General features: G+C 66.2%; 6 protein-coding genes. All 6 read right to left on the bottom strand.

Annotated elements, in window-relative coordinates; genetic code table 11:
- Positions 1–141 precede the first annotated feature (141 nt).
- The 6 genes from ISF28_RS10215 to ISF28_RS10190 all read right to left on the bottom strand — a co-directional run bounded on the left by ISF28_RS10215 (position 142) and on the right by ISF28_RS10190 (position 13,538).
- A complete protein-coding gene (locus ISF28_RS10215; protein WP_198117071.1) occupies positions 142–1,671 on the bottom strand; it encodes a tryptophan halogenase family protein in 1,530 nt (509 codons plus the stop codon).
- 80 nt (positions 1,672–1,751) lie between these two features.
- Positions 1,752–4,808 carry a TonB-dependent receptor gene (locus tag ISF28_RS10210; protein WP_198117070.1) on the bottom strand — a complete coding sequence of 1,019 codons (3,057 nt, stop codon included), beginning with the start codon at positions 4,806–4,808 and terminating at the stop codon, positions 1,752–1,754.
- 341 nt (positions 4,809–5,149) lie between these two features.
- Positions 5,150–6,658, bottom strand: coding sequence for a tryptophan halogenase family protein (locus ISF28_RS10205; protein ID WP_198117069.1), 1,509 nt, complete (start codon positions 6,656–6,658; stop codon positions 5,150–5,152).
- Positions 6,659–6,738: 80 nt separating this feature from the next.
- Positions 6,739–9,813 carry a TonB-dependent receptor gene (locus ISF28_RS10200; RefSeq protein WP_198117068.1) on the bottom strand — a complete coding sequence of 1,025 codons (3,075 nt, stop codon included), beginning with the start codon at positions 9,811–9,813 and terminating at the stop codon, positions 6,739–6,741.
- Positions 9,814–10,057: 244 nt separating this feature from the next.
- The gene (locus tag ISF28_RS10195; RefSeq protein ID WP_198117067.1) at positions 10,058–11,251 is read right to left on the bottom strand and encodes a helix-turn-helix domain-containing protein; all 1,194 of its coding nucleotides are present in this window, start codon (positions 11,249–11,251) and stop codon (positions 10,058–10,060) included.
- A gap of 130 nt (positions 11,252–11,381) precedes the next feature.
- Entirely contained in the window at positions 11,382–13,538 is a 2,157-nt protein-coding gene (locus ISF28_RS10190; RefSeq protein WP_198117208.1) for a glycoside hydrolase family 3 C-terminal domain-containing protein, read from the bottom strand.
- Between the last annotated feature and the right edge of the window lie 96 nt (positions 13,539–13,634).

The raw sequence follows: 13,634 nt of genomic DNA, 5'->3' as shown, positions 1-13,634 counted from the left end.
TATCTTTCCAAGGCTGGGGACGATTGGCCGCTACGGGACGGCTCTTTGTGGATCTACAGGATGTTGCCCGCCGCCTCGGACGGCGGCAATTATGAAATCGTCCAGACGGCCTCATAATTTCAACAGACGCGGACGCGACAATCAAGCGACGCGCCGCCCCAACGGCGTGTCCTTGACCAGGTAATCGACGAACGCCGCATGATCCGGCATCGCATCGACCGCCTGCCGGACCGATTGGCGGATCTTGCGGAAGTGCTCCACCAGGCTGGCCTTGTCCATGAGGTCGATGAACGGGTCGTTCTTTTCGGGGAGGATCCCGTGTCCCATCAGGATCGACACCCAGGAATCTTCCAGGAATCCCGTCGGGTCGAGGATGGCGACGCGGCTCGACGCGCGGAACAGGTCGATCTGGTGCTGCAGGATGTCCGGCACGGCCATGTTCCGGCAATAGCGCCAGAACTCGGAATCGTCGCGGTTCGTGAGCTTGTAGTGCAGGATGATGAAGTCGCGCACGTACTCGTAGCGCTGGGAGACGAGGCGGTTGAATTCGTCGGCCAGTTCGGGACGGCAGTCGCGGTCCGGGAAGAACTGCACGATCCAGCCGACCGTATGCTCGATCATGTTGATGCTCGTCGATTCGAGCGGCTCGATGAAGCCCGTGGACAGGCCCACGCCCACGCAATTCTTGATCCACGACTTGCGCCGCCGGCCCGGCGTGAAACGCAGCTGGCGCGGCGTGTCGAGGGCAGCGCCTTCGAGGGCGGCCTCCAGCACCCGCGTGGCCTCCGCGTCCGTCGTGAAGCCATCGCAGTACACGTGGCCGTTGCCCATGCGCTGCTGCAGCGGGATGCGCCACGTCCAGCCCGCGCTTTGCGCCGTCGACCGCGTGTAGGGCGTGAGCGGTCCATCCGGACTCGCGCACGGCAGGGCCTGCGCGCTGTTACAGGGCAGCATGGCGCTCCAGTCCTCGTAGCCCGCCTGGTAGACACCTTCCAGCAGCAGCGCGCGAAAGCCCGTGCAATCGACGAACAGGTCGCCGTCGACGCGGCGGCCGTCGCGCAGCTTGACGGCCGTGACGAAGCCCGTCTCCGGGTGCTGCTCGACGTCGACCACCGTGCCTTCGATGCGCTGCACGCCGCGCGCCACCGCGTAGTCGCGCAGGTAGGCGGCGTACAGGGTGGCGTCGAACTGGAAGCCGTAGGAATACGAGTTGGTGACGGACGGCCCGTCGCCGTACGGCGGGACGAAGCGGTGCGCGCGTGCCATCGCGTCGGCGGTCGACCATTCCTCGTACGACGGCATGCTCTTGTCTTCGCGCGCCAGGCGCAGCCAGTACATATAAGCGGGCCGGTTCTCGATCATCGGACCGAAGTTGCCGAAGGCGTGGAAGAAGCGGTTGCCGACATGGCCCCAGTCGCGGAACTCGGTGCCGAGCTTGAAGGTCGCCTGCGTCTTCTTGACGAAGTCGGTCGCGTCCAGCCCCAGCGTCTGGTTGTAGTAGCGGATGGTCGGCAGTGTCGCCTCGCCGACGCCCACGGTCCCGATCTCGGGCGACTCGACGAGCGTGATCGCGCAGTTCGCGCCCAGCTTGAGCGCCAGCGGCGCGGCGGTCATCCAGCCGGCGGTTCCGCCGCCCACGATGACGATTTTACGGATGGCCTTGTCGGACATGATCTCTCCAGTGACAAAAATGCAAAAACCTCCCGCAGCCGGCCGGGCCCGCGGGAGGTGTACACCATACTACGCGACGATCAGAACGAGTAGCCCATCCGGACCGAGTAGCTGCGGCCGGTATAGAACGCGCCGCGCTCCATCAGGCCGATATGCTGCTGCATGTACTGGCGGTAGATGGAATTGGTCAGGTTCGATGCCTCCACGGACAGGTTCAGGTTGTCGTTGAACTTGTACTGGAAGCCCGCGTCGAGCTGGCCGTACGCACCGCCATAGGTCGGCAGCGCATAGTTGACCGAATAACCCTGGCCCTTGTTGGGGCTGTCCGGATTCGCGTCGATGCCTTCGCCGCCGTTCGTGCCGTAGGCATTGACCGCCTGCAGGTATTTCGAACGCCAGCTGTACGCCAGGCGCGCGGACACCGGACCCTTGTCGTACAGCAGCGCCAGGTTGTAGGCGTTCTTCGACAGATTGGTCATCGGCAGCCCGCCCAGCACACGGCCGTCGGTATCGCAACCGGCCAGGTCGCGCGCCGTGTTCGCGGCAGGCGTGTCCTTCGGCGTGCACCATGCCAGGTGCGGCGGCGCATTCAGGTTCAGGCGGCTGTCGAGGTAGGTGTAGTTCGCCGAGATGCCGAAGCCGGACCACAGGCCGGGCAGCTTGTCGAAATACTGCTGGTATGCGAGTTCCGCACCGCTGGCGCGGCCGCTCGCGCCATTCGTCGGCCCGGTGACGTTGAAGTCGTAGGGCTTGCCCGTCAAGTCGTTCATCGTGTAGATCGACGTCTGGCCGATGATGATGTCCTTGAGGCGCTTGTTGAACACCGCCAGCGTGAGCGAGCCGCCATGGCCGAAATAGTATTCGGCCGAGAAGTCGAGATTGTCCGACTTCGTCGGCTTGAGGGCCGGATTGCCGCGACCGGAGCCGGTGTAGGTGATCGAATCGAGGGTCGTGACGTTCGTCGTCGTGTTGGTGCTCGACTTGATGTTCTCGTTCAGGGTCGTATAGGCCTGCAGCTGGTAGAAGTCCGGACGCGTCATGCCTTTCGAATACGCGGCGCGGAATTGCAAGTCCTCGTTGACCTTCATGCGCACGTTCAGGCTCGGCAGCACGTTGGTGTACGAGTTGTCGAAGTCGCGCTTGTCGGACAGCGGTGCGAACGCCGGCACGACTCCCCCCGAGATCTTGGAGATATCCGGCTGCGTGTACAGCAGGTAGCCGGTCGCTGCCATATTGGTGCGCACGACGCGCACGCCCACGTTGCCGTCCACCGGGTATGGCAGGGTGTCGACGTTGAAGCGCAGCTGGCTGTACGCGGCCTTGGTGCGCTCGCGCTGCTGGTTCAGGCCCTCGGCGTCGCCGAACGGCGCAGGCGTCCAGTTCATCGCGCACGGATCGCTCGTGCACAGCTGGTTCGCATAGCCATGGATCAGGGCGAAGCCGCCTGGCGCACCGTCCGCGTTCGGGGTGTTCAGTGCCGGATCGGCGATGATGACCGGCGGCGGCGCGATCATCTTGCCACCGAAGAAGTTCGGGAAGCCCATCGTCATGACCGGCTTCGAGAAACGCGGGTCGCTGAGGTAGGGATAGCCGTTGATGGCCCAGCCTTGCATCCACGGCTGCGCGATCGCGGTCCATTCGCTGCCGTGCGTCGAGCGGGTGTCGGCCTTGCGGTCGGTGAAGCGCACGCCGAACCGCAAGTCGTTCAGCACCGGGCTGTCGAAGATGAACTTGGCATCAAGGCGCGCCGCGTTCATGGTCCCGACGGCCTGGTCGCGGTGCTCCTGCGAGGTTCCCCAGTAATAGGTCTTCGGATCCAGCAACAAGGCGCGGTCCGCATCGTCGAAATGCAGCTCAGCCGGCGACTTGGCCAGATCCCACGTCATTTTCGGCAGGGTACCCTGCATGCCGACCAGGTTGTCGTAGCCGGTGGTGGTCGCGCGGGTGTGCTGCAGGTCGGAGCTGATCGTCCAGGAGTCGGTCGCGCGCCAGTCCGTGTGCCACGCGATGTCGCGGGTGTCGGACTTGCGGCCCGCTGCGCGCGACGAGCTGCTCAGGCTGATCCCGGTTTCGTTCGGCGAACGCAGCGTGCCGGTCAGCAGCGCGCCGTTGTCGGCGAAGGTGGCGCCGGGGTCGAGCATGCTGGTGGACGGGTTCGCCGTACCCGTGTTCATGCCATATTCCGTCGTGTTCATGTCGTACTTCGAACGGAAGAAGGTCAGGTAGGACGACAGCCGGTCCTTTTTCCACTGCAATGCGCCGTACAGGCCGTCGCGTTCGCGTTCGAAATTGTTCGACGTCCAGTAGCTGCCGTTCGAGATCCAGCGCTGCGTGCCGCTGGTGTCGCCCTGGACGGCATTCGTGCGCGGGATGTACGGGGAAATCTGCATGCCGTCGCTGCGCGTATTGATGCGCGAACGGGCCACGTCGATCAAGGCGCCGAATTGGCCGAAGGGCGTCTTCCAGCGGTTCGACAGCAGGCCGGACAGGCCCGGCGAATTCTTGCCGCGCAGTTGCGAGCGGCTCGCTTCCACCGAGACCGCACCCTTGGCGCCCGGGAAGTCGAACGGCAGCGCGGTGCGCAGGTTCACGAGGCCGCTGATGCCGCCTTCGATCCGTTCGGCCGACGGGTTCTTGTACACGTCGATGCCGGCCATCAGTTCCGGCGGCACGTCCTCGAAGCTCAGCGAGCGGCCGCCGTTGGCGGAAAACGCGTCGCGTCCGTTCAGTTCGGAACGCACGTAAGTCAGGCCGCGCACCGACACGCCCGTGCCTTCCGCGGCGTAGTGATTGACGCCGTCGCCCACGCCCTGCTGCGGGTCGACGCGGTTCAGCGTGCGGTCGATGGTGACGCCGACCACGCGCTGCAGCACTTCCGTCACGGACCTGTCCGGCAGCTTGCCGATGTCGTCGGCGACGACGGAATCGACGATCTCGTCCGCGTTCTTCTTGCGCATCGCGGCCGATTCCAGCGCCGCGCGCTGGCCGACGACGACGACGGTGTTGGTGTCGGACTTGTCGTCCTTCTTGGCTGTGGCGTCCTGCGCGTACGCGCTGTGCGCGAACATGGCGCCACTGGCCATCAGCACGAATTGGGCTGCGCCCACCGCGATGGCGGTTCTCTGGAACTGCTTCACTAAATTCTCCTCATTCTGTTTTTTGCGCGTCTCTTGTACGTCCGTTCGTGCGGACTTGTGGGTGCCGGGCGGTGACGACTTCACGTCACGGAAGGTGGCAAATGCATTCTGGCCGTGGGTCATTGGCGAGACAATTCTTAAATTTGCCAATCCGGAAATTAAATTTATGAACGTCGTATTAACGCAACGCAAACTCAAGGAAATATCGCCAGTCTAATAACAATGCATGAGCCAGCGGCGCCGCCCACGCGCAAGCACTGCGGGGGACGTTGAAACGGGAGAGGTTGGCGCGGCCGCGGCGGGGGACGCCGGGCCGGATGAGGTGGTTGGCCGGGACGGGTTCAGGATTGCGCGCGCACGACCTGGTCGACGAACGCCGCGTGCTCGGGCATCGTGCCGACCACCTGGCGGATGGTGGCGCGCACCTTGCGGAAATGGTCGGCCAGGCGCGCCATGTCCATGCGGTCGATGTTCGGATCGGTCCGCTCCGGCCGGATGCCGTGCCCCAGCATGATGGATGCGTACGAGTCGACCTGGAACCCCTCCGGATCGTAGATGGCGATGCGGCCGGAGGCGCGGAACAGGTCGATCTGGTGCTGAAGCGCGTCGGGGATCGGCATGTTCGCGCAATAGCGCCAGAATTCGGAATCGGTGCGGTTGGTCAGCTTGTAGTGCAGGATGATGAAGTCGCGCACGAACTCGTAGCGTTGCGAGACGAGGCGGTTGAATTCGTCGGCCAGTTCGGGGCTGCAGTCGCGGTCCGGGAAATACTGGACGAGCCAGCCGACCGCCAGTTCGATGATGTTGATGCTCGTCGATTCGAGCGGTTCGAGGAAGCCGCTGGACAGGCCGATCGCCACGCAGTTCTTGACCCACGACTTGCGCCGCCGGCCCGTCGTGAACCGCAGCTGGCGCGGCGTGTCGAGCGGTTCGGTGTCCAGGCCTTCCAGCAGCACCCGCCCCGCCTCGTCGTCCGACATGAAGCCGTCGCAGTACACGTGGCCGTTGCCGTTGCGGTGCTGCAGCGGGATGCGCCACTGCCAGCCGGCGCTCTTCGCCGTCGAGCGCGTGTAGGGCGTGAGCTTGTCGGCCAGCGCGCTGGGCACGGCCTGGGCGCTGTTACAGGGCAGCATGGCGCTCCAGTCCTCGTAGCCGGCCCCGTACACGCCTTCTATCAGCAGGCCGCGGAAACCGGTGCAATCGACGAACAGGTCGCCCTCGACGCGGCGGCCGTCGCGCAGCTTCAGCGCGGTGATGAAGCCCGTCTCCGGATGCTGCTCGACCTCGCCCACCGTGCCCTCGATCCGCTGCACGCCGCGCGCCGTCGCGTAGTCGCGCAGGAAGACGGCGTACAGGCCCGCGTCGAACTGGAAGGCGTAGGAATACGCATTGGTCGGGCCGGGCTGGTCGCCGTACGGCGGCACGAATCGGCCCTCGTGGGCCATCGCGGTCGAGATCGACCATTCCTCGTACGGCGGCATGTTCTTGTCGTCGCGCGCGAGGCGCAGCCAGTACATGAAGGCCGGACGGTTCTCGATGGGCGGCCCGAAATCGCCGAAGCCGTGGAAGAACCGGTTGCCCAGGTGGCCCCAGTCCCGGAAATCGATGCCGAGCTTGAACGTCGCTTTCGTGCGCCGGACGAATTCGGCGCCGTCGATGCCGAGCGCGTGGTTGTAGTAACGGATCGTCGGCAGCGTCGATTCGCCGACGCCGATCGTACCGATGTCGGGCGACTCGACGAGCACGATCTCGAGGGATCCTCCCAACCTGAGCGCCAGCGGCGCGGCGGTCATCCAGCCGGCGGTGCCGCCGCCCACGATGACGATTTTACGAATGGCCTTCCCGGACATGCTGTTCTCCCATACAGAAACGCAAAAACCTCCCGCAGCCGGAACGGCATGCGGGAGGCGTACTGCTCACATCATCCCGGTCAGAAGGTGTAACCCATCCGGACCGAGTAGCTGCGGCCCGTGTAGAACGCGCCACGCTCCATCATACCGATTCCCTGCTGCATGTAGGTCTTGTACAGCGAGTTGGTCAGGTTCGACGCCTGCACCGACACGGTCACGTTGTCGTTGAACTTGTACTGGAAGCTGCCGTCGAGCTGGCCGTATGCGCCGCCCCAGGTCGGCAACGCGTAGTTCACCGAATACGCCTTGCCGAAGTTCGGGCTGTCCGGGTTGCCGTCGATACCGCTGCCGTCCGCCGTACCGTAGGCATTGATCGCCTGCAGGTACTTCGAACGCCAGGTGTAGGCCAGTCGCGCGGACACCGGGCCCTTGTCGTACAGCACGGCCAGGTTGAACGAGTTCTTCGACATGCCCGTCATCGGCGGCTGTCCGTAGTTCAGCAGGCGGCCGTCCGTGTCGCAACCGCCCATGTCGCGGTTCAGGTTCGCTGCCGCCGTATCCTTCGGCGTGCACCACACCGACGTGGGCGACTCGCGCAGGTTCAGGCGGCTGTCGATGTACGTGTAGTTGGCCGACACGCCGACGCCGGACAGCAGGCCGGGCAGCTTGTCGAAATACTGCTGGTAGCCGATCTCGGCGCCGCGGGCGCGACCGTCGGCGTCGTTGGCGGGGCCCGTGACCAGGAAGTCGTGCGCCTGGCCGGCCGTGTCGTTCACCCAGTAGGCCGCCGTGCGGCCGATGACGATGTCCTTGAGCTTCTTGTTGAACACCGCCAGCGTCAGCGAACCGCCATGGCCGAAGTAGTATTCCGCGGTCAGGTCGATGTTGCTCGAGCGCGTCGGCGTCAGCATCGGGTTGCCGCGGCCGCTACCGGTGAAGGTGACGCCATCCAGGATTTCCTGCTTCGTCGCCGGATCGGTGTGCGACTTGATCCCCTCGCTCAGCTGCGTATAGGTCTGCAGCTGGTAGAAGTCCGGACGTGCGATCCCTTTCGAGAACGCCGCGCGGAACTGCAGCTCGTCGCTCGCCTTCAGGCGCAGGTTCAGACTGGGCAGCACGTTGGTGTACTTGTTGTCGAACTCGCGCTTGTCGCTCATCGCGGCGAACTGCGGCACGCCGCTGAACTTGGTGATGTCCGTCGCCGACAGCGGCGTGAGCAGCAGGTAGCCGTTCGCCGACATGTCGGTGCGCACGACGCGCACGCCGACGTTGCCGTCCACCGGATAGCGCCAGGTGTCGACGGCGAAGCGCAGCTGGGCGTACGCGGCGCGGGTCTTCTCATGCTGCTGGTTCAGGCCTTGCGCGTCGCCGTACGGCGCCGGTTTCCAGAGGCTCTCGGCCGTGCAGGCATTGCGGCACAGCGGGATCGGGAAGGCGTGCAACTGGGCGAAGGCGGCCGGCGGCGCATCGCCGTTCGGGCTCGTCGTCGACATCTGCGGCACGATGATCGTCGGCGGCATCGGGGCCTTGCCGCCGAAGAAGTTCGGGTACGACAGGGTCGTCGTGGGGCCGGCGAAACGCGGATCGCTCAGGTAGGCGAGGCTCGTCAGCGGCTGCCAGCTCTGGTCGCCGGCCTGCCACGTCTGGGTGATCGCGGCCCACTCGCTGCCGTGCGTCGAACGGGTCTCCGCGCCGCGGTTGGTGAAGCGCACGCCGAAACGCAGGTCGTTCAGCACGGTGCTGTCGAAAACGAACTTGGCGTCCACGCGCGCCACGTTCTGCTGGGCGACGGCCGTGTCGCGGTGTTCCTGGGCGAACGACCAGTAGTAGTTCTTCGGATCGACCAGCGCGGCGCGGTCGGCATCGTCGAAGGTGAGGGTCGGCATCGAACCGCGCAGGTCCATCGTTTCCTTCGGCATGAAGCCGCCCGTGCCGACCGTGTTGTCGTAGCCGTTCGAGGTGGAACCGACGTGCTGCAGATCGGTGCTGAAGGTCCACTGGTCGGTCGCGCGCCACTGGGCGTTCCACGAGATGTCGGTCGTCTTCGCCTTGCGGCCGGCGCTGCGGGCATCGGTGCCGAGGCCGACGCCCTTGTCCTGCGGCGCGCGGATCGTGCCCTGCAGCAGGGCGCCGTTGGGGCCGAACGTGGCGCCCGGATCGACCTGGATCGTGGCCGGATTGCCCGCCATGAACAGCGCGCTTTCCGTCGTGTGCATGTCGTAATCCGACCGGAAATAGGTCAGCGCGGACGACAGCGTGTCCTTCTTCCACTGCAGCGCGCCGTACAGGCCGGTACGCTCGCGCTCGAAATCGTTGCGGGTCCACGAGCCGCCGTTGGTGATCCAGCGCTTGGCGCCGCTGGTGTCGCCCGTCACGGCATCCGTGCGCGGCACGTACGGCGAAATATTCAAGCCGTCGCTGCGCGCGTTGTAGCGCGAACGCGCGACGTCGAGCAGCACGCCGACCTGGCCGTAGTCCGTGTTCCAGCGGTTCGACACCATGCCGGACAGCGACGGCGCGTTCTTGCCGCGCAGTTGCTGGCGCGAAACGTCACCCGATACCCCGGCCTTGAAACCCTTGAAGTCGAACGGCAGGTGGGTGCGCAGGTCCACGATACCGCTGATGCCGCCCTCGATCTGCTCGGCCGACGGATTCTTGTACACGTCCACGCCGGCCATCAGCTCGGGCGGCACGTCCTCGAAGCTCAGCGAGCGGCCGCCGTTGGCGGAGAACGAATCGCGGCCGTTCAGGCCCGAACGCACATACGACAGGCCGCGGATCGACACGCCCGTGCCCTCGGCGGCGAAGTGGTTGATGCCGTCGCCCACGCCCTGCTGCGGGTCGATGCGGTTCAGCGTGCGGTCGATGGTGACGCCGACCACGCGCTGCAGCACTTCCGTCACCGACTTGTCCGGCAGCTTGCCGATGTCGTCGGCGACGATCGAGTCGACGACTTCGTCCGCGTTCTTCTTGCGCATCGCGGCCGACTCCAGCGCGGCGCGCTGGCCGACGACGACGACGGTGTTGGTATCGGACTTGTCGTCCTTCTTGGTGGCGTCGTCCGCGAACGCGCTGTGCGCGAACATGGCTCCGCTGGCCATCAGCACGAATTGGGCGGCGCCCACGGCGATGGCGGTTCTCTGAAACTGTTTCACTGATTTCTCCTCTGCGTTTTTGTATGCTTCCGCTGATGTGGGACACGGAAAGCGTATGTACGCCGTATTGGCGCTGAAATCATTTTGATTGGGGGCAATCTGTAGGACAATTCCGAAAATCACCAACGGCGCACATGAAAACAACGATGTGTGTGGCGCACACAACGACATCGCATACGGAGTGCGAGGAGACGGCAAATGGGGATGGGAAGACGGTCGCGCAGCCGGCAGGGCCGGCCGGCGGTCAAGGCGTGGTCGTTTCGTGGACGGGGGGCGCGGCCTGGTCCTGCTGGGCCGCCAGCGTGCGGAAGGCCTTCGGCGTGCAGCCGTATTCTTCCTTGAACAGCTTGTTGAAGTAGGAGACGTTGGCATACCCGACCGAGTACGCGATCTCCGCGACGGTCGTGGCGCCGTTCTCGGTCAGCAGCCGGGCCGCTTCCGTCAGGCGCAGCTTGTTCAGGTAACTGGTGAAGGTCATGCCGAGTTCCGATTTCAGCACCTCGTTGACCTTCGTGCGGTTCGTCCCCGTCCCGGCCACCACGCCTTCCAGATCCAGTTCGGGATTGGTGTAGTTCGTCGCGATGAACCGCAGCACGGATGCCTTTTCCTTGTCGCGGTAAGGTTCCAGCGTGAGCTGGCGGTAGGCGACGAGCGGCAGGTCTTTCTTGAGCGTCGCGTCCACGTTCGCGATCATCGCGCGCGCGTGGGCGCGGAAGAACCAGATGCCGAACGCGATCCACCCCGCCGTCACGATGGCCGCCAGCCAGCCGAGATAGCGGTAGTCGCGCCCGCGCAGCACGATCTTGGCGATCTCGACGTGCGCGGGCATGCCGCGCGGGCTTTGCCCCGTCGGCCCGAACACGAGCCGCGCCACGTGGTCCGCCTTGAAGTCCTGGTGCGAGAGGTCGAGACGCATGGTGCCGAACCACCATTCGGGAACCGTCAGGCGCGTCAGGTCGAGCGACACCGGCACGCCTTGCTCGTTACACGAAAAAAACGTCTGCGCCGGCGGATAGGTCAGGAAGTAGCCGGGATTCGAGACGTGTTCGTCGAAGATCGAAATGACGAAGACGAGGGAATTGGCGGGCGCGCACTTGGCGACGAACGTCACCGTGCTGTACTTCGACAGGTCCGCCAGGGCCGGCTGCCCGCGCGCGTCCTCCGCCAGCAGGTCCGCCGACCCAAAAGAGGCCGGTCCGCCGGGCGGCAGGTTCACGTCGAAGCGCAGCCGGTCGCGCGCGGCGCCGTCGACGATGATGGCGGAGGCCCCGTTCGCCGCGTCCCCCGTGAAGCCGATGCGCCAGCGCACGCCGTCCGCGCCGTCCGGCAGGAGGGCCGCCGCCAGATAGCTCCGCTCGACGAGCACGACCGCCAGCAGCGCATCCAGGATGACGATGGCGATGAACGCGAGCAGTGCCTTCCTATAAAACTCTTGCATATGGCATGGTGAGTGAATGTCTCCAGCCGCCACCTCTCATGGGGACGTCGCTGGCATCATAACAGCCCACCTACGCCGCATCGCCGCCGCGTTGCGCCTACACAACGTGATAGCGTCCCTCAGTCCTCATTCATTCCGCCGCCCGCGCCTGGAGCGGCTTGCCGTTGACGTCGTACGCGGCCGCGTCGAGATGCACCGTCGTGCCGGCGGCCTTGTCGTCCGCCGCGCTGGCCGCGAGGATGACCCGGTAGTCGCCCGCGGCCACGTTCCACGTCTTCGTCGTGGGGTCGAAGACGGCCAGCAGGCGCGGATCGACCGTGACCGACGACCTGGCGGAGGCGCCCGGCGCGACCGCGACTTTCGCGAACCCGGCCAGCCGCTTCGGCGCCTCCCAGCGCGCGCCGACGGGCGCCACGTAGACCTGGGCCACTTCCTTGCCCGCCACCTTGCCGGTGTTCGTCACCGTGAACGACGCGTGCACGATGCCGTCCTTGACGTCGGCCGCGAGGCCGGACAGCGCGAAATCGGTGTACGACAGCCCGAACCCGAACGGGAACAGGGGTTTCAGGCCCTTCAGGTCGAACCATTTGTAGCCGACGGCCGCGCCTTCCAGGTAATCGGTCTCGAAGCGCCGCTCGGGCACATAGGGGAAACCGTCCACGGCGGGACGCGGCAATTGCGCCTCCGACGCCGGGAACGTGGCCGGCAGGTGGCCGGACGGATTGACGTCGCCGAACAGGACGCTCGCGATGGCCTCGCCGCCGCTCGTGCCCGGATACCACGCTTCGAGCACGCCCGCCACGTTGCGCAGCCACGGCATCGTGACGGGACCGCCCGTCTCCAGCACCACCACGGTCTTCGGATTGGCGGCCGCCACGGCGGCGACCAGGTCGTCCTGGCCGCCGGGCAGCGACAGGTCGGGCGCGTCCATGCCCTCGCCCATCCACTGGGTCGCGAACACGACGACGGCGTCGCTGGCGCGCGCGAGCGCGGCCGCCGCGGCGCGGTCGGTGCCGTCGGCATACGTGACCGTGGCGCCCGGCGCGCGCTTGCGGATGGCGTCCAGCGGCGCCGACGGATAGTACATGACCGGACCGGGCCACGTCGTCGGCGCGATGCCCGGCACGGCGTTGCCGCCCGCCGGGTACACGAGCGACGACCCGCCGCCGGCCAGCACGCCCTTGTCGGCGTGGCCGCCGATGACGGCGATCCGCTTGACGGCCGCGCGCAGCGGCAGGACGCGGGCATCGTTCTTGAGCAGCACCATGCCCTCCTGCGCATCCTTGAGCGACACCGCGGCATCGGCGCGGGCGGCGATCGTGTCAGGGGCCGGCGCCACCGGATGGTCGACGAGGCCGTGCGCGAACATCGAGCGCAGGACGCGGCGCGCCATGTCGTCCAGCCGCGCGCGCGGCACCCAGCCGTTCAACACGGCTTCCTTGAGCGGCGCGCCGAAATAGTCGGACAAGTCGAACGGCATGCCGGACTGCTGGTCCAGGCCCGCATTCGCCGCCGGCACGGTGCTGTGGACGGCGCCCCAATCGGACATCACCCAGCCCGGAAAGCCCCAGTCGGCCTTGAGCACCTCGTTCAGCAGATGCGCGTTCTCGCACGCGTGGACGCCGTTGACAAGGTTGTACGAACACATGACGGCGCCGGGGTTGCCGTCCTCGTACGCGATCTGCAGGGCCAGCAGGTCGGACATGCGTGCCGCGGCCTCGTCGATCCGCACGTTCACCGTCGTGCGCCCGGATTCCTGGTCGTTCAGCGCGAAATGCTTCAAGGTGGAGACGACGTGGTTCGACTGGATGCCCTTGATCTGGGCGCCGACGATGCGGCCGGCCAGCAGCGGATCCTCGCCGCCGTATTCGAAGTTGCGGCCGTTGCGCGGCTCGCGCAGCAGGTTGACGCCGCCCGCCAGCAGCACGTTGAAGCCGTAGGCGCGGGCTTCCGCGCCGATCATCGCGCCGCCCGCATACGCGGTCCCCACGTCCCACGTGGCCGCCGTGTTCAGGCCGGACGGCAGCGCCGTCGCGTGGCGCACGTTCGGTCCCGCCTGGCTCGCCACGCCGAGGCCGGCGTCCGTTTCCCACAGGTGCGGGATGCCGAGGCGCGGCACGCCGTAGACGAATCCGGCCGATTGGTCGTACGCCGGCGCCGGGCGCGTGGTCTTTTTCCACTTGTCGTCCCCCCCGAAGTAGCCGAACACGAGCTTCAGCTTCTCGTCGAGCGTCATCTCGCGCAGCACGAGGTTCGCGCGCTCGTTCGCGCCGAGCTTCGTATTCATCCACGCCGCCGGCTCGGCGGCCGGCGCGGCGCCGCAGCAGAAGGCGGTGCACAACAGGACGACTATTTTCTTGAAAGCGGCGGGTCGGTGCACGGG

The organism is Massilia rhizosphaerae, from assembly GCF_016093545.1.
GTDB lineage: Bacteria > Pseudomonadota > Gammaproteobacteria > Burkholderiales > Burkholderiaceae_D > Telluria > Telluria rhizosphaerae.
The sequence above is the reverse complement of the archived record's forward strand: the minus strand, read 5'-3'. Positions and strand labels throughout refer to the sequence as shown.